This window comes from Streptomyces noursei ATCC 11455 (assembly GCF_001704275.1).
Classification (GTDB): domain Bacteria; phylum Actinomycetota; class Actinomycetes; order Streptomycetales; family Streptomycetaceae; genus Streptomyces; species Streptomyces noursei.
Genome location: NZ_CP011533.1, coordinates 655,495 through 671,100, shown reverse-complemented (window position 1 = coordinate 671,100; position 15,606 = coordinate 655,495). Strand labels below are relative to the sequence as shown.

At 70.8% G+C, this 15,606-nt stretch carries 14 protein-coding genes and 1 pseudogene; 11 read left to right on the top strand and 4 right to left on the bottom strand.

Going from position 1 to position 15,606, the window contains the following annotated elements; translation table 11 throughout:
• Positions 1-63: 63 nt before the first annotated feature.
• Positions 64-1,443, bottom strand: a complete 1,380-nt coding sequence (locus SNOUR_RS02920) for a serine hydrolase domain-containing protein (RefSeq protein ID WP_067343575.1) — start codon at positions 1,441-1,443, stop codon at positions 64-66.
• A gap of 105 nt (positions 1,444-1,548) precedes the next feature.
• Here SNOUR_RS02920 and SNOUR_RS02915 point away from each other — a divergent pair, with 105 nt between their 5' ends.
• Positions 1,549-2,244: a TetR/AcrR family transcriptional regulator gene (locus tag SNOUR_RS02915; RefSeq protein WP_067343573.1), complete on the top strand. Its 696-nt coding sequence runs from the start codon at positions 1,549-1,551 to the stop codon at positions 2,242-2,244.
• A gap of 27 nt (positions 2,245-2,271) precedes the next feature.
• On the opposite strand, the pseudogene SNOUR_RS02910 reads toward SNOUR_RS02915, so the two are convergent.
• Positions 2,272-2,910, bottom strand: a pseudogene (locus SNOUR_RS02910) (protein kinase family protein); the annotation flags it as partial.
• A 344-nt stretch (positions 2,911-3,254) separates the two neighbouring features.
• Between SNOUR_RS02910 and SNOUR_RS02905 the strand changes: the two are divergent.
• Both SNOUR_RS02905 and SNOUR_RS02900 read left to right on the top strand, forming a co-directional pair.
• Positions 3,255-3,470 (top strand): hypothetical protein, encoded by a 216-nt coding sequence (locus tag SNOUR_RS02905; RefSeq protein ID WP_067343572.1) that lies wholly within the window; start codon positions 3,255-3,257, stop codon positions 3,468-3,470.
• Between the two features lie 229 nt (positions 3,471-3,699).
• Entirely contained in the window at positions 3,700-4,233 is a 534-nt protein-coding gene (locus SNOUR_RS02900) for a GNAT family N-acetyltransferase (protein WP_067343570.1), read from the top strand.
• A 332-nt stretch (positions 4,234-4,565) separates the two neighbouring features.
• On the opposite strand, the gene SNOUR_RS02895 is transcribed toward SNOUR_RS02900, so the two are convergent.
• On the bottom strand, positions 4,566-6,134 hold the full coding sequence (locus SNOUR_RS02895; protein WP_312631758.1) for an alpha/beta hydrolase: 1,569 nt from the start codon (positions 6,132-6,134) through the stop codon (positions 4,566-4,568).
• A gap of 310 nt (positions 6,135-6,444) precedes the next feature.
• On the opposite strand from SNOUR_RS02895, the gene SNOUR_RS02890 reads away from it, so the two are divergent.
• The 7 genes from SNOUR_RS02890 to SNOUR_RS02865 all read left to right on the top strand — a co-directional run bounded on the left by SNOUR_RS02890 (position 6,445) and on the right by SNOUR_RS02865 (position 14,324).
• Positions 6,445-7,572: an HAD family hydrolase gene (locus tag SNOUR_RS02890; RefSeq protein ID WP_099055643.1), complete on the top strand. Its 1,128-nt coding sequence runs from the start codon at positions 6,445-6,447 to the stop codon at positions 7,570-7,572.
• The gene (locus tag SNOUR_RS49135; protein WP_376738495.1) at positions 7,573-8,325 is read left to right on the top strand and encodes a protein kinase domain-containing protein; all 753 of its coding nucleotides are present in this window, start codon (positions 7,573-7,575) and stop codon (positions 8,323-8,325) included. It abuts the gene before it with no gap.
• Between the two features lie 96 nt (positions 8,326-8,421).
• Positions 8,422-8,934 carry a LamG domain-containing protein gene (locus SNOUR_RS47895; protein WP_312631757.1) on the top strand — a complete coding sequence of 171 codons (513 nt, stop codon included), beginning with the start codon at positions 8,422-8,424 and terminating at the stop codon, positions 8,932-8,934.
• Between the two features lie 816 nt (positions 8,935-9,750).
• A complete protein-coding gene (locus SNOUR_RS02880) occupies positions 9,751-10,950 on the top strand; it encodes a polysaccharide deacetylase family protein (RefSeq protein WP_067343569.1) in 1,200 nt (399 codons plus the stop codon).
• Positions 10,951-11,172: 222 nt separating this feature from the next.
• Positions 11,173-11,544 (top strand): YciI family protein, encoded by a 372-nt coding sequence (locus tag SNOUR_RS02875; protein ID WP_067343567.1) that lies wholly within the window; start codon positions 11,173-11,175, stop codon positions 11,542-11,544.
• Complete coding sequence (locus tag SNOUR_RS02870) at positions 11,541-12,752, top strand: RNA polymerase sigma factor (protein ID WP_067343565.1); 1,212 nt, start codon at positions 11,541-11,543, stop codon at positions 12,750-12,752. Before SNOUR_RS02875 ends, SNOUR_RS02870 begins: the two co-directional genes overlap by 4 nt.
• Positions 12,753-13,079: 327 nt before the next feature.
• Positions 13,080-14,324: an MFS transporter gene (locus SNOUR_RS02865; protein WP_067343564.1), complete on the top strand. Its 1,245-nt coding sequence runs from the start codon at positions 13,080-13,082 to the stop codon at positions 14,322-14,324.
• Between the two features lie 91 nt (positions 14,325-14,415).
• On the opposite strand, the gene SNOUR_RS02860 is transcribed toward SNOUR_RS02865, so the two are convergent.
• Positions 14,416-14,943, bottom strand: coding sequence for a MepB family protein (locus SNOUR_RS02860; RefSeq protein WP_067343562.1), 528 nt, complete (start codon positions 14,941-14,943; stop codon positions 14,416-14,418).
• Between the two features lie 183 nt (positions 14,944-15,126).
• Here SNOUR_RS02860 and SNOUR_RS02855 point away from each other — a divergent pair, with 183 nt between their 5' ends.
• Positions 15,127-15,531, top strand: a complete 405-nt coding sequence (locus SNOUR_RS02855) for a VOC family protein (protein WP_067343561.1) — start codon at positions 15,127-15,129, stop codon at positions 15,529-15,531.
• Positions 15,532-15,606: the final 75 nt, after the last annotated feature.

Genomic DNA, 15,606 nt, shown 5'->3' with positions numbered 1-15,606 from the left:
TCTGTGACGTCCGGGTCGGCCGGTGCGGGCCGACCCGGACGTCACCCGTTCCGCCCCTACTGATCAGGGGGCTTCCGGCGCCCGGCCGAAGAGCCGGCCGGCGAGGTCGACGCCCACGACGGCGCCGGCCTCGTCGCGCGTGAAGAACCCGCGCTGCCCCTTCAGGCCGCCCTCGGAGACGAGGTACTCGTCGCCGTCGCCGGGCAGGAAGGCCATGCCGGCCGCCGGGTAGTCCGGGGGCATGTCCGCCTCCGAGGCGGCGCGGATCTCCGGCTTGATCCCGACCGCGAGGGTGAGCCGGGAGCCGTCGGTGGCGATGTCGAGGTCCATGGCGTCGATCTCGTAGCGGCCGACGACCTCGCCCGCCCGCGCCGCGTCGTAGGGGAGAGGCTCGGGGTCGCGTTCCACCACCCCGAGGTAGTGCTCGAGCGCCCAGCGCACGACGGATTGGTTGAACTGGTACCCGTCCGGCCCCGAGTTGGCCAGGGACACCACCGCGAAGTTCCGCTCGGGCACGATGAGCAGTTCGGCGAACTGACCGTTGCCCGAGCCGCCGTGGCCGATCGTGTGCACTCCGTCCACCTCGCGCAGGAACCAGCAGATGCCGAAGGCGTCGCCGAGCGTGCTGGCGCGCAGCGGGACCGTCGGCTCCTGCATGCGGCGCAGCTCCTCGGCGGGCAGCACGCCGTCGCCGGTTCCGAGGTGGAAGCGGGCCCAGCGCAGCAGGTCACTCACCGAGGAGACGGCACCTCCGCCGGGGTTGTTGCCGCGGGTGCCGGCCCGGAACGCCTTCCAGGGCTGCGCGGCCCGCAACGCCCCGTCCTCCCCGCGGTTGTAGCCCACCGCGAACCGCCGGACCATCACGTCGTCCGGGTCGAAGAAGGTGTTCGCCAGCCCCACCGGCTCCAGGACGAGCGAGGCCAGCGCCTTCTCGAAGGACAGGCCGGTGACGTTCTCGATGACCCGGCCGGCCAGGTTGTACCCGGCCTGGCTGTACGACGCCCGGGTGCCGGGCGGCGCGATCACCCGCAGCTCGGCGAGCTTCGCCACGAACGCGGCCAGGGAACCGTCGCCCTCGTCGCCGTCGATCAGATGCCAGTCGAGCCCCGCGGTGTGGTTGAGCAGGTTCAGCACGGTCATCCGTGCCGCGGCCGCTTCGTCGGCGAGCCGGAGCTCGGGGACGTAGCGACGCACCGGTGCGGTCAGCTCCAGCTTTCCCTCGGCGGCCAACCGCATCAGGGCCGTCGCCGTGAAGGTCTTGGTAACCGAGGCGATCGGGAAGAGCGTCCGCTCGTGGACCGGCAGCGGATCGTCGATGCTCGTCACGCCGTGCGACGCGAAGCGTTCCTGACCGTCCCTCAACACCCCCACCGAGACTCCGGGAACGTCGAATTCCTCGGCGGCCTTCCTGATGAACGCGGACAGCGACTGGTCCTGTGGCATGGCTTCCCCCTCCGGGCACTTGAACTAAGTACGAGTAGACCTTAGGGCCGTTCTTGAACTTTGTGCAAGGGGGTGCGTGAACTAAGTTCAAGTAAGCTGGCGGACATGCCAAGAGACACCCTGACCGCAGACCAGATCGTCCGTGCCACCATCGCGTTGCTCGACGAGGAGGGTCTGGACGGCCTCAACATGCGCAGCCTGGGAGCCCGCCTCGGCTCGGCCGCCACGGCGATCTACTGGCACATCAAGACCAAGGACGAACTGGTCCGACTGGCCGGCGACGCGATCTGGGCGGAGGTGGAACTGCCCGATCTCGACACCACCGACTGGCGGACCGCCGCCACCGCCATGGCCATCGGGACGCACGCCATGCTCACCCGACACCCCTGGCTCGGGCAGGCATTCGGCAGCCACCTGCTCTACGGACCCGGCAAGGCCCGCTTCGACGAGCACAGCCTCGCCCTCTACGAGAAGGCCGGATTCGCCCCCGCCGACGCGGACCGGGCCGCCGCCACCGTGCTCCTCTTCGTGCTCGGCAGCGCCCTCGGCCCCGCCGCGCAGGTGTCCCTCACCCGGCGGCTGAGCAAGAACGGCAAGGACGCCGAGCAGCAGTTGGCCGACACCATGGCCCGCGCCGCCGAGATCGCCAAGCCGTACCCCCGGCTCCGTGCACGCCTCGACACCCCGGCCGCCGCCGACTACTCCGCGGCACCCGACAACACCTTCGCGTTCGGCCTCCAGGCCATCCTCGACGGCATCCGGGCCCGCCTCGCCGACGGCCCCCACGGCGACCGCACCTGACCCGCACCCACCGCCTCCCGGGGATGCCCCGAAGTCCGCGAAGTACAACAGTCGGCCGTCGGTCAGGACATTGTCGAAGTGGGCGTCGAAGTGGACGAGCCCGTGTGCGCTCATGAAGGCCGCACCCCGCACCAGGGCATCGGCCACCCACGGGTACGGCGCGCCCGCTTCGCCCTCCGGCGCGGTGGTCCGGTGGTCGTGCAGCCAGTCGCCGCGCGTCCGCGGAACGTGCTACAAGAAGAGCACCAAGCTGGACGACGACCGGCCGATGGCCTCCAGCCGCTCGCGCACGGCAGCGGAGCCCTCCCAGTGCGCGACCGCCGCGTCGATGCCCCCCAAGGCGTCGGCGAACCCTTCGGGAGGGGAGTCGGGCAGAACGCGCCAGTGGTACATCAGCGGAAAGCCCTCGTATGCGTTCCCCAGGACCCAGTTGGTCGTCATGACGTGCACGGCCAGCTCCCGCCAGGCCCCGAACCCGGCGGAACCCGCCCCGTACTGGTAGAACGTCGGCAGCCCGAAGACATTCGCCGTCGACCGCACGTGCTCCGGACGCAACTCGGTGTCCGTCAAGGGGACCCGCTTGACGAACACCCGCTTCCCGTCGAGGTCCAGCTCGGCCGACCTGCCGCCGACGCCGGAGCCGAGCGGCGCCGCGTCGGCCACCATCGCGCCGATCCGACGGTCGCTCAGCAGGGACAGACGCGTGGCCACGGTTCCGTAGGCGGCCAGCCTCGCCGCGTACCGCGGATCCGGCTGCTGCGTCGACGACTCCTCGGCGCCCCGCGCCAGGGCCTCGGCGATCTCGTGGACGGGGCCGAGCCTATCCACCGGCGGGGCGTCGTGGCGGCGCTGCCCACGGCCCGCGCGGGCTTACGCCGTCTGCGCCGAGCGGAACGCCTCTGCCGCGTACTGCCGGGCTCCGATCAGGTGATTCGGTGTCCCGTCCCGACAACCGCAGGTGCAGGCGGACAGGCATGCACTGTCATGGCCGACGACGAAAGGACTGATCCATGTTCAACCCGTCCCGTATCGCTGCAGCTGTGCTGCTGGCCGCACTTCCCGTTGTGGGGGTCGCCGCAACCGCTGCCCCGGCCCAGGCCGCCGCACCCGTCCCCCAGCAGCACCAGCCCAAGGACGGCCCGGACGACGGCCCGCTCGGGGACTCGGGGGACGGTCTCTTCGGAAGTCGCGGCGACGAGGGCGGTGGCCTGGCCGGCCTCGGCTGACCTGCGCGCCGGCTGCTGAGCCAGCCTGCCGGGGATTTCGCACAAGGGCCGTTCCTCGTACGAGGAACGGCCCGCTTTGTCGGCCCGGGCGCCCGCGCAGGCCGCGCCGGCCTGCGCCCGGCCCGGCTTCACGTCCCAACTGCCTGGTCGGGCAGACGACTTGCCCGGAATGGTTGCGTTCTGAACGCTGCGGCTGGCCAGCAGCCCAGACAAAATGGATCATGCGGGGATGACCGAAGAACTGATTCCCGCCTCACCGACCGCGACGCGCCTCGCGCGGTACACGCCGACCGACCAGATCGAAATCCTCGGCGACGGCGCCGACCCCTTCGGCGTCGCGGGCGCCGGCTTGACGTGGCTGCCCAAGGAAGACCATTTCGGCATCAGGCTGGAAGGCCGCCTGGTGGCCCACGCCGGCCTGCTGAGGCTGCCCCTGTCGATCGGGGGACTGGACATGGAGGTGGTGGGCGTCGGCGGGGTGGCCGTCGCGTCCGACCTGCGGGGGCGCGGACTCGCACGACTCGTGGTGGCGGCGGCCGTGGACCATGCACGGACCATGGGTCCCCGGCACGGGCTTCTGTTCTGCCGACCGGCCCTCGTCCCCCTCTACCAGCGGCTCGGCTGGCAGCCGGTGCCGCAGGACGTCCAGGTCGAGCAACCCGAGGGACCCGTGGTGATGCCGCTGCGGACCATGTGGACACCCCTCCGGCCCGGAGTGAACTGGCCGGCCGGAGAGGTGCGTCTGCGGTCGTTTCCGATGTGAGGCCCGGCTGGATTCGCCGACCCCACAGCGCCATCGCCGGCACGGCGACCAGGAACACCGATCCCCACCAGAAGTGCTGGAGCAGGAACCCGGCGAGTACCGGTCCGAGCGCGCCGCCGGTGAACTGGCAGGTCGCCCCAGTTCTCTCGACGTGTCGCTCTGGTGGGTCGGAGCGGTCGAGCGCTTCTTGACATCGGTGTGCGCGAAAATCCGGGGCGTCTGCCACGGCACGGACGGGCCGCACCACGGCAGCGAGGGCCATCCGCTCCCGCACGGTGCGTGCCCGTCGGTCGTTGCTCCCTCGGCCGAGGCACCGGCCGGGGCGGGCACCGTCACGCCCGGGTGGCCGGGCCCGGCACCGGGAGCGGGTTGGCCGCGCAGGTCGTGTCGGTGGGCGGGAGGGTTCCGTCGGCGAGGTAGCCCTCGACCAGGTTGTCGACGCAGGCGTTGTGGTTCTGGAACTGTCCGTGGTCGCCGCCGCCGGTGACCGTCACCAGGCGCGAGGTCGGCAGGGCCCGGTGATCGCGCAGCGCGCCCTCGTAGTAAGTGGCCGGGTCGTGTACGGAGTTCAGCATGAGGATGGGGGGCAGGCCGCGCCCGGTGACGTGGATGCGCGGCGCGGTGGACTGCGGCCAGGCGGCGCAGACCGCGGAGTAGGTCAACGAGCGGGCACCCGCCAGCGGGTAGTCGCGCGTGGCGCGGTCGCTCTGTGCGATCAGGTAGGCCGAACTGCGGTTCCAGGGCGTGTCGTTGCAGACGACGGAGAAGAAGTCCGCGGCGAAGCCCGCGTCCGTGGGATGCGCCAGCGCCTTGGCGAGGGACTGCTCGGCGGCAGGTGGTGCGGTATCGGGGTGTGCCAGGACGGTCAGGGCGGTGGCGAGGTTCTCGAAGCCCGGATCGGCCCGGTAGATGGCGCTCCCGGTGAGGGCGTCCAGGTGGTCGGGGGTGATGGTCGTCCCGTCGAGGACGAGGGGGTGTGCGTGCAGCCTGGCGCGCAGGTGCTCGAAGGATGCCTTGGCCTCTGCGGGGGTGCGCCCTTGGTGGTACACGCCGTCGTTCTTCGCCAGCCACGGGAGAAAGTCCTCCTCGAACCGGCGTTGGAAGCTGAGCGGCTGGGCCTCCATGAACGACTGCCAGGTGCCGGTGTAGTCGACGTTGCTGTCGAGGACCATGCGCGCCACACGGTGGGGGAACTCGGTCGCGTAGGCGGCACCGAGGACGGTGGCGTAGGACGGGCCGTAGTAGGAGATCGTGTCGGCCCCGAGGAGGGAGCGGTAGAGGTCCATGTCGTGGACGGCCTGCTCGGTGGTGATGTACGGCAGCAGGTCGTTCGAGTGGCGTCGGCAGTCGCGGACGAAGGCGCGCGCTCGGGCGAACGTCTCGCGGACGGCTTCGGCGGAGCGGTCGCGCTTGTCCCCGGAGAAGTAGCCGTCGACGGCCGACTGGTCGGCACAGGTGACCTTGCTGCTGCTGCCGACGCCGCGCTGGTCGAAGCCGACGATGTCGTACGCGGCGGCGAGACCGGGCGCGTAGTTCGCCAGACCCGCGGGCCGGGTGAGGCCGGAGGCTCCAGGGCCGCCGGCGGCCATCATCAGCACACCGCGCCGCCCGGCGGCATCGGTCGCCCGGTGCCGGGAGACCGCCACGGTCAGGCCGGGGCCCTGTTCCGGATGGTGCCAGTCTCGCGGCACGGCCATGTCCGCGCACTCCAACGCACCGGAGGCACAGGGCCGCCAGTCGAGGTGCTGGTTCAGATAGCGCGCCGGAGTGCGCACGGCGGCTGGCCCGGCGGCGTTCGCGGCCAGGGCACTTGGCGCCCCCACGATCGGAAGGGCTCCTGCCGTGAGGAGCACGGACGCGGCGACGGCCGCCCAGCGCGTGGACTTCCCGGATATGGGCATCGGTTCCCCCTTGAGGAATAACGGTGCCTTGATACTGGGTCGCGCGGAGCCGGCGAACAATGAAGCCACCTTCCGTACCTGGGGTGGTACCAGTGCCACCCTGCGGCTGAGCCCATCCGAGCCATCGGGTTCGGGGGCGGGGTCGCGCTCACCGGTCGGTCTTCGCGGAGCCCGGTACGACTACCCCCGTTCCGCCTGGCCACACCTCCCGCCCGCGGTGACATCGATCATGGTCAACTCCCGCCCGGCCCCGTACGATTGCCCGCCGCTCCGGACGGGGCGCTGGGCAGTCCTCAGAGGAACGGAAACCATGGCAGTACGAGCAAGGCGCAAGCTGGCGATCTTCGGTACCGCGGGGGCGTTGGCCGCCGCGGTGTTCGCGGGCAGTGCGCTGTGGCCGGGCGGCAGCGAGGCCGAGGCCGTCGGGTCGTCGTCGCGAGTGGCATCGGAGGAGCTGAAGCACTGGCCCGCACCGGTGGCCAAGAAGCTCGGCGAGGTCATCACGGACCACGAACACAAGGGCGCGTACGCGGTCTTCGATGCGGACAACACCACGTACCGCAACGACCTGGAAGAGGCCCTGCTGCCCTTCTTGGAGATGAAGGGCGTCCTGACCCGCCAGACCATGGCCCCTTCCTTGAAGGTCATCCCCTTCAAGGACACGGCGACTCACAAGGAGAGCCTCTACAGCTACTACAACCGTCTGTGCGAGGTCGACGACCAGGTCTGCTACCCCTGGGCGGCGCAGATCTTCTCGGGCTTCACCCTGAAGCAGCTCAAGGGGTACGTGGACGAGCTCTTGGCGTACCACCGGCCGATCCCCGCCGAGTACTACGTGGACGGGAAGCTCACCGGGACCGAGGTGCAGGCCCCCCGCTTCTACCGGGGCATGCAGGAGCTCTACCAGGCACTGCGCAGGCACGGGGTGGAGGTGTACGTGGTCAGTGCGGCCTCCGAGGACCTGGTGCGCATGGTCCTGAGCGACCCCAAGTACGGGTACGACGTGAAGCCCGAGAACGTCATCGGCGTCTCGATGCTCCTCAAGGACCGTACGACGGGCGACGTCACCAGTGCCCGCAAGGAGATCGCGTCCGGCCACTTCGACCCGAAGAAGCTCGCCGACCGGGAGTTGACGCCGACCCTGTGGGCCCCGTTGACCTGGTACGAGGGCAAGCCGGCGGCGATCAACACCTACATCGACGCGTGGCAGCAGCCCATCCTCGCGGCGGGCGACACCCCCAAGAGCGACGGCCCGATGCTCTTCCATTCCGCGGACGTGCAGCACGGTGGCGTCCGGGTGTGGGTGAACCGCAAGGAGAGTTCCATGAAGGAGCTCGACGCGATGAAGCGCGCCAACGCCAAACGCCAGAAGGAGCTGGGGCAGAAGGTCACCGCGGACAAGCAGTGGTTGACGGTGACGCCGCAGCAGATCGACTGAGTGCTGACTACACGTCAACTCCCTTATGAGCACTGCTTCTTGCTCCGGTTCGTCCCGGAAGCGGCGGTCGGCCAGGCACCCGCACGCGGAGGGCCCGCCGGCCGTCGCGCGGCCGCCCCCTATGCTGGAGACCGCCCGGCCGAAAGTGACCGGGTCGACGACGCGGGAGGGGTTTGTGGCAGCGCTGGATCCGGGCGACCCGCGGTCCATCGGCGGATACCGGTTGTTGGGACGGCTGGGCGCCGGCGGCATGGGCGGGTCTTCCTCGGGCGCTCGCCCGGAGGCCGACAGGTTGCGGTCAAGGTGGTGCACGCCGCACTGGTCGATCAGCCGGACTTCCGTTCCCGGTTCCGCAGGGAAGTGCAGGCCGTGCGGGCGGTGAGCGGGGCCTTCACCGCGCCGGTGATCGACGCCGACCCGGACGCGCCCGAACCCTGGCTGGTGACCAGTTACATCTCCGGTCCGTCACTGGAGCACGCGGTCGCCGACTGGGGACCGATGCCCACGCCGCGCGTGTTCGCCCTGGCCGCCGGGCTCGCCGAGGCGCTGGTGTCGATCCACGGCGCACAGCTCGTCCATCGCGGCCTCAAGCCCTCCAACGTGCTGCTCGCCACGGACGGGCCGCGGGTCATCGACTTGGTGGCCGTCGCGGCGGGGGTTCCCATGGCCCTCACCGGCGGCCACGACAGCGCTCCGGGGAATGAACCCGCCCCGTCCACCGCCCCGTCCACCACCCCGCCCACCGGTCCGTAGCCGGTCGGGGTCTGGCGACTGGACGAGCGCGCGGGCACGTCGGCGGCGGACGCGGTCGGCACCCATGGCGGCACCGCGGCCGATGTCCGCCGGGGTGTGGGCAACAGTGGTGCCGCGCTCTCCAACGGCGTCAGCAGCCAGATCACCATGCGCGGCCCGGTGCTCGACACCGGCCCGGGGCACAGCTTCACGGTCTCCGCCTGGGGCTACCTCACCAGCGCGAGCGGCTTCGCCACCATCGTCAGCCAAGGCGCCGACAGCAGCTCGTTCTTCCTCCAGTACTCCGGCGACGACCGCCGGTGGGCGTTCTCCCGGCCGGGCGTCCGGGCGCTCGCCGGGGGTCCGCCCGCGCTGAACACCTGGACCCACCTGGTCGGAGTGTGCGACGCCGCGGCCCGGCGGCTCCACCTCTATGTCAACGGCACACAGCAGGGCACGGCCACCGACACCCGTCCCGTCACCAAGCCCGGCTCCTTCATGATCGGCCGCGCCAGTCTGGGCGGCCGGCCCGTCGACTTCTTCTCCGGCAGCATCAAGAACGTCCAGGTCTTCGACCAGGCCCTGTCCGCGGAGCGGGTCGCCGTGCTGGCGCAGGGGGGCGTGCAGTGAACCGCGGCGACCGGCAACGCGGTGCTGTCCGGCCTGGCCTGGCTCGTCCTGACGTGACCTGACCTGACTGGAATCGGTGTCCGGTCGGCAGGTGGGCGCCGAGCGGAGTTCCGTCCGCCTCCGCGAGATACGGGGAGTTATCGGTCGTGTACTGCATGTCGAGAACGGCCGGTGGAGCGGTGGCCCAGTGGGGCTGATGGGGCCGGTGGGTAACGTCCGGCCCGGTCCTCGTTGGTGTCTGGGGATTCCGTCATTAGCGAGGCGTTATCGGCGCGCTAGTGATCCACGGCAGAGTCGTGTGCGTCCAAGGGCGCTGATGGCGGGCTGCTGGGGCCGTACGCTCCGTCCGCCCGTCGAACGGGGAGCACGTATGCACGAGGTTGAGAATTCCACGGGAAGGGCGGGACCTGCCGCAGCAGCGGCCCTCCGCCATGGCGCGCTCGCTCACGGCGTGGGCGGCTGACCGACCCTCTCGCAGCGGTACGCGACGGCTGCGTTCTCGGGATGTGCGGCGCCCTCGATGGAGGGGCTGGGGGAGTCGACTGATCCGCGCCGGGGAGGCGCGGAGGAGCCGGCGACGCAGAGGTCTTACGGGGCCGCCGCCTGTGGATCCGAGGCCCACTCGTCCGCCGTGCCTCGCTTGGTCTTCCGCTGTTCCACCGGTGCCGCACCGTTGACCTTCCGCTGCCACATTCCCGTTCGCGGGGCCGGAGCGGCGAGCTCGGCATCCACCTCCCCGCCTTTCCGGGCGTCCCAGTCCCACTTCGCTGGGTGCCCCACAAACCAGAACTCCGAACGATTGCAATGGGGATTGTCATGCGTGCACTGAGCCGCCGGGGCGTGTTGGGACTCGGGATGGGAGCGGCGGCCGCGCTCACCGTGGCCGGCTGCTCGCCCTTCGGATCGGCCTCTGACACGGTCGCGGCCAACCCGGAAGGCACGGTTCCGGCCAAGCCGATCGGCGACGGCTCGACCGCGTACACCGGAAAGCAGCCCAACCAGCCGCCCACCCCGCAGAAGTTGGAGCCGGGCCAGAAGCCGCCGCAGTTCGTCGTCTTCTCCTGGGACGGGGCGGGCGAGGTGGGCAACGGCCTCTTCCCGCGGTTCCGCAAGCTGGCCAAGGACCACAACGCCTCGATGACCTTCTTCCTCTCCGGGCTGTATCTGTTGCCCGAGCAGAAGAAGCGCATGTACCGCCCGCCGAACAACCGCGTCGGCGCTTCCGACATCGGCTACCTCACCGACGACCACATCAAGGCGACGTTGAAGAACGTGCGCGCGGCGTGGTTGGAGGGCCACGAGGTCGGTACCCACTTCAACGGGCACTTCTGCGGTACCGGCTCGGGCTCCGTGGCGCACTGGACCCCCGCCCAGTGGAACGACGAGATCGAGCAGGCGATGTCCTTCGTCACCAACTGGCGGACCAACACCGGCTTCACCGACCTCGACCCGCTGCCCTTCGACTACACCAAGGAGCTGGTCGGCGGCCGTACGCCGTGTCTGCTCGGCCAGGACAACCTGCTGCCCACGGCCCGCAAGCGCGGCTGGCGGTACGACGCCAGCTCTCCGGGCGGCCGCCAGGTCTGGCCGGTCAAGAAGCAGGGCGTCTGGGACTTCCCGCTCCAGCAGATACCTTTCCCCGGGCACTCCTTCGAGGTGCTCTCGATGGACTACAACATCCTGGCCAACCAGTCCAAGAACTCCACCAAGGCACCGCCGGCCAACTACCCGGGCTGGCGCAAGCAGGCCACCGAGGCGTACATCGCCGGTTTCCAGCGGGCCTACGAGACCAACCGGGCGCCGTTCTTCATCGGCAACCACTTCGAGAAGTGGAACGGCGGCATCTACATGGACGCCGTCGAAGAGGCGCTCAAGCACATCGCCGACGACGCGCGCAAGGACGTCCGCCTGGTCTCCTTCCGGCAGCTCTGCGACTGGCTGGACGCCCAGGATCCGCAGGTCCTCGCCGACCTGCGCCGCCTCGGGGTGGGGCAGCAGTTCACCGGACGCGGGTGACGGCCCCGGGAAGGGGCTCCCAGGGATGGGCGCGCGCACGCGTGCCCGGGGCTGCCCATAAGGGGGACAGGATGCGACCTCCAGGGTCTGCGGCACGCCCGTGCATCCGTCGGCTGGAAATACGGACGAAATTTTCGGCGGCGGATGTCAAGACGACGGCGGCGGCTCCGACCATGGAGACGAAGGGCCCACCCGGGGCCCGCGCACCACGCGGAGGACGACATGAAGTTCCTGATCAGCATGCACATCAACCCGGCCGTGCTGGACGCGCTGACCGACGAGGAGAAGGCGGCGATCGGCGAGGGGCACGGCGCGTTCATCGAGGCGCTGAAGAAGTCCGGCGAGCTGATCACCACGCAGGCACTGGTCGACCCGTCGCAGGCAGTCGTGGTGTCCGTACGCAACGGCCAGCCGGTGGTGACCGACGGACCCTTCCTGGAGTCCAAGGAGTACCTGGGGGGCTTCTACCTGATCGACTGCGAGAACAAGCAGCGGGCGATCGAGCTGGCGGCGCAGATCCCGGACACCGCGATCGCCGGCCTCGGGGTCGAGGTGCGGCAGGTGATGTTCGCCGAGGGACAATTGGAGGCATGACCGCACCCGTCATCGAGGACCTGCTGCGCGCGCTCACGCCGCAGGTCCTCGGCGCGTTGGTACGTCGGCACGGCCAGTTCGAAGGGTGTGAGGACGCCGTACAGGAGGCCGTCCTCGCGGCCACCGTGCAGTGGCCGGCCGAGGGCGTGCCCGACAACCCCCGCGGCTGGCTGGTGACCGTGGCCTCCCGGCGGTTCATCGACCAGCTGCGCAGCGAGCACGCGCGCCGCGAGCGGGAGTCGGCGGCCGCCGCCGAAGTGGTGCCCGAGGACGTACCGGATTCCGACGACACGCTGGTGCTGCTGTTCCTGTGCTGCCACCCGACGCTGACCGCGGCCTCCCAAACCGCGCTGACGCTCCGGGCGGTCGGTGGCCTGACCACCGCCGAGATCGCCCGCGCGTTCCTGGTGCCGGAGGCCACGATGGCGGCCAGGATCAGCCGGGCCAAGCAGCGGATCAAGGCCGCCGGCAGCTCGTTCCGCCTGCCGGCCGGCGCCGAGCGCGAGGAGCGGCTGCGGGTCGTGCTGCACGTGCTCTACCTGATCTTCAACGAGGGCTACACCGCCTCCTCGGGCAGCGAGCTGCACCGCCCCGACCTCGCCCGCGAGGCGATCCGACTGGCCAGGATGGTCCGCGCGCAGCTGCCCGAGGACGGCGAGGCGGCCGGGCTGCTCGCACTGATGCTGCTGACCCACGCCCGCCGGGAGGCCCGGACGACGGCGGGCGGTGACCTGGTGCCGCTGGACGAGCAGGACCGTACGCGGTGGGACCGCGCGCTGATCGACGAGGGCACCGAGCTGGTCAAGGCCGCGCTGGCCGGCCCGGAGCTGGGGCCCTACCAACTGCAGGCCGCCATCGCCGCCACCCACGCCGACGCCGCCACGGCCGAGGAGACCAACTGGCCGCAGGTGCACGCCCTCTACCTGATCCTCGAACGCATCGCGCCCAACCCGATGGTCACCCTCAACCGTGCGATCGCACTCGCCGAGACCAAGGGCCCGCAGGCCGGGCTGGCTTTGCTCGGCACACTGGACGATGACGCGCGGATGTCCGGCCATCACCGGCTGCTGTCCGTACGGGCGCACCTGCTGGAGAAGGCCGGCGACCCGGCTGCCGCGTACGAGCTGTACCGGCGCGCCGCGAAGGCCACCGCCAGCATCGCCGAGCAGCGCTACCTGGAATCCCGGGCCGGCCGGGTCAGGACATAGGTTCTGCCCCGGCCCCCGTGGCTCTTCCCCGGTGGCTCTCTTGTCTGCCGGCTTCAACCGGATCTGCCGCCGTCGCGATGAGCCCACCAGATCTCGAACCCGGTGACCGTGCCCACGGTGGGCCACCGCTTACCGGTCAGGACCGTGACGCTCGGTGTCGATGTGCGGCGCGGGGCGTGCGGTGAGTGGTGGGGGCTGGTGCGGCGGATCTGCACAACGGATGGTTGTGCCCCGCGATGGATCGGTTGTTTGCTCCGGGCGGCGCTTCTCGCTTTGATGCCGATGGCCGGTGTGCGGGCGTTCGGATCGACGAGAGTTGTGTGAGGCATGACAGGTGGGCGGGCCCTGGGCAGGCGGTTCGGGTGGCTGTGGGCGGCGTTCGCGGTCAGCTCCTACGGCACGGGGCTCGGGTTCGGTGCGTTCCCCCTGCTCGCGGTCCTGGTGCTGCATTCCGGTCCGACGGAGCTGGCGGCGCTGTCCGCCGCGGGGCGGGCGGTGGGAGCCGTGGTGGCCGTGCCGCTCGGTCCGTGGGTGGAGTTCCGGCGGAAGCGTCCGGTCATGATGGCGATGGATCTGTGCCGGTTCGCGGCATTGTTGACGGTCCCCGTCGCGTTCGCGCTCGGTTGGCTCGGCTTCGCCCAACTCCTGGTCGTCTCCATCGTCGTCGCCGCGGCCGACATCGCCTTCAAGGCGGCCAGCGGTGCGTATCTGAAAGCGCTCGTGCCGCCGGAGGACCTGCTGGTCGCCAACAGCCGGTTCGAGTCCACGATGTGGACCGCGACCTCGGTCGGACCACCGCTGGGCGGGGCCGCGGTCGGGATGTTCGGCCCGGTGACGACCGTGGTGGCCGATGCGGTCAGCTATCTGCTCTCGGCGCTCGGCCTCCGCGCCATCGGCGGGACCGAACCGCAGCCGGCGCGCACCGGTGGCCCGCGGCTGCGCGCGGCCGATCTGCTCGAAGGGTGGCGTCACATCCTCGGCCACCCCGTGCTGCGCCCGCTGTTCTTCAACGGGATCGTGGTCAACGGCCTGATCATGGCCTCCGAGCCGCTGATGGCCGTACTCCTGCTGGGCCGTCTCGGGTTCGCACCGTGGCAGTACGGCCTGGTCTTCGCGAGCCCGTGCGTCGGCGGTCTCGTCGGCTCACGGCTCTCGCGCCGCCTCGTGCCGCGGTTCGGGCAGCGCAGGGTGCTGCTCACCGCCGGCGCGCTGCGTGCCTGCTGGCCCGTCGGATTGGCGTTCGTCGGGCCCGGAGTCCCTGGGATGGTGCTCATCGTCGTCGTCCAACTCGGCCTGGTGACCTGCATCGGCGTGTTCAACCCGGTGCTGGCCACCTACCGGCTCGAACACACCGCCCCCGACCGGGTCGCCCGCACCCTGTCCGCATGGTCGATCAGCAGCAGCACCAGCATCGCCGTCGTGACCATGGTGTGGGGTCTGTTCGCCGCCGTCACCAGCCCCCGCATCGCGATCGCCGGCGCCGGAGTCGCCCTCCTGGCCACGCCACTGCTGCTCCCGCGCCGTGCGAAGTCGCCCCAGGGCGCCGCGGAACAGGCCACCGGTCTGACCTGACGGACCTGATGGGGCGCGGTGCGGCACGGTCCCCCGACGCTCGGGCCGGGCGCTGCCTGGGCGCACCGGGCGACCTGGCGGCGGCGGGCGCCTACGGGTGGTAGAGCGCGCGGGCGCGCGTCAGGTCGGCAGCCCCGTCCTGGTCGAGGTGGAAGAAGTAGTTCACCTGCCATGCCTGCGTGCTGCGGGCCTGCCGGTTGGTCGTGGTCACCCAGGGCGGATACACGCGGAATCCGCGCTTCCCACCGGAACCGTCGCGGGAGACGATGCCGCGCTCGCACAACACCTCGACCGGGAACACGAACTGCCCGAAGCCGTCGGCGTCGTGGCTGCTGATGACGAAGAGGTCCACGCCGTCGTCGGCGTCGAAGGGCCGGATCGGCCCCTCCGCAGACCGCTGCCACACGGTGACGAACTGGCCCACCTTCGTCGGGGTGGTCTTGCCCACGCGGAACCGGACCGAGCGGCCGTCGAGCGTGAAACCGCACGCCGCGTACTCGGTGCTCTCCGGTTCGGGCGCCGGCGGTGAGCAGGCGAAACCGCTCGCGTCGTACACCAACGCCTTCGCCGCCAGCAGATCAGCATGAAGCCCCGACCACGGCGGCTGATTCGTCACCATGCCCTCATCCTGCCATCGCGACCGCGCGACGCCTTGGCGGCTCCCGCCCCACGCCCCAGGCACCGTCCCGAGCCTGGGAACGCCACCTCTCCCGGTCGCCCGCTTCCCCTCAGTCGGGTCCCCAGTCACACGAGGTCGACAATCCACCGACGCGGGGCCCGGAGCGGGGATACGATCGCCGCCATGGACGCCCTGTACCCCCGGCTGCTGGTCGAGGACTTCGACACCGCAGCGGGTTTCTGGACCGAAGCGCTCCGCGATCTGTTGGGCATCGAGCCCGTCAAGGTGCTGCCCGCTGCCGGCTACGCCAACTGGGACCTGGGCGGCGAGGCCGTCCTCGTGCTGTACGCGCGCACGGCCATCGCCCAGGCGATCGGCACCGGCGATCTGCCGTCGGCCGCGCCCGCGCAGGATTCCGCGATGCTCGTCCTGCGCGTCGACGACGTGGACGCCGCCACGCGCTGCCTGAGCGAGCACGGCGCCGCGGTCCTCGCCGAGCCCCAGGACCGCCCCGACTGGGGCCCCGACCTCCGCACCGCACACATCAGGACGCCGGACGGCACGCTGGTGGAGCTGCAGTCCTACTAGCCCGTGTTTGAAATGAGGTCACAGGGACTGCCGTACGAAGGCGGGCTGGGACGCGCCTCGTAGCGGACGACGAGC

Coding starts and splice junctions, on each gene's coding strand:
- SNOUR_RS02855 (WP_067343561.1), top strand. CDS start 15,127: ATGGACGCCCTGTACCCCCGGCTGCTGGTCGAGGACTTCGACACCGCA.
- SNOUR_RS02920 (WP_067343575.1), bottom strand. CDS start 1,443: ATGCCACAGGACCAGTCGCTGTCCGCGTTCATCAGGAAGGCCGCCGAG.
- SNOUR_RS02860 (WP_067343562.1), bottom strand. CDS start 14,943: ATGGTGACGAATCAGCCGCCGTGGTCGGGGCTTCATGCTGATCTGCTG.
- SNOUR_RS02870 (WP_067343565.1), top strand. CDS start 11,541: ATGACCGCACCCGTCATCGAGGACCTGCTGCGCGCGCTCACGCCGCAG.
- SNOUR_RS02865 (WP_067343564.1), top strand. CDS start 13,080: ATGACAGGTGGGCGGGCCCTGGGCAGGCGGTTCGGGTGGCTGTGGGCG.
- SNOUR_RS02900 (WP_067343570.1), top strand. CDS start 3,700: ATGACCGAAGAACTGATTCCCGCCTCACCGACCGCGACGCGCCTCGCG.
- SNOUR_RS02880 (WP_067343569.1), top strand. CDS start 9,751: ATGCGTGCACTGAGCCGCCGGGGCGTGTTGGGACTCGGGATGGGAGCG.
- SNOUR_RS02905 (WP_067343572.1), top strand. CDS start 3,255: ATGTTCAACCCGTCCCGTATCGCTGCAGCTGTGCTGCTGGCCGCACTT.
- SNOUR_RS02875 (WP_067343567.1), top strand. CDS start 11,173: ATGAAGTTCCTGATCAGCATGCACATCAACCCGGCCGTGCTGGACGCG.
- SNOUR_RS02895 (WP_312631758.1), bottom strand. CDS start 6,134: ATGCCCATATCCGGGAAGTCCACGCGCTGGGCGGCCGTCGCCGCGTCC.
- SNOUR_RS02890 (WP_099055643.1), top strand. CDS start 6,445: ATGGCAGTACGAGCAAGGCGCAAGCTGGCGATCTTCGGTACCGCGGGG.
- SNOUR_RS02915 (WP_067343573.1), top strand. CDS start 1,549: ATGCCAAGAGACACCCTGACCGCAGACCAGATCGTCCGTGCCACCATC.